This is a genomic window from Clostridioides sp. ZZV15-6383, assembly GCF_020657735.1.
Taxonomy (GTDB): Bacteria; Bacillota; Clostridia; order Peptostreptococcales; family Peptostreptococcaceae; genus Clostridioides; species Clostridioides difficile_D.
Genome location: NZ_JAGWCV010000191.1, coordinates 1 through 302, shown reverse-complemented (window position 1 = coordinate 302; position 302 = coordinate 1). Strand labels below are relative to the sequence as shown.

Below are 302 nucleotides of genomic sequence, written 5' to 3'. Positions count from 1 at the left end.
ATATTCCTAATAATCAAGATATGAAATGGATTAAAGATGTATCTTCTAAAGCTACAAAACAAGCTATTATGAATGGAGATAAAGCCTTCAAAGATTTCTTTAAAAAAACTAAAGGTTTTCCTAAGTTTAAGAAAAAGAAAAATCAAGATGTTAAAGCATATTTTCCAAAGAATAGCAAAACTGATTGGACTATTGAAAGGCATAGGGTCAAAATACCTACTCTTGGTTGGGTAAGACTAAAAGAATTTGGATATATACCAACAAATTCAATAGTTAAAAGTGGTACAGTAAGTCAAAAATCT

At 28.1% G+C, this 302-nt stretch carries 1 pseudogene; it reads left to right on the top strand.

Annotated features, from left to right (window positions below):
• Positions 1 to 20: 20 nt before the first annotated feature.
• Positions 21 to 302, top strand: a pseudogene (locus KGF42_RS19420) (RNA-guided endonuclease TnpB family protein); the annotation flags it as partial.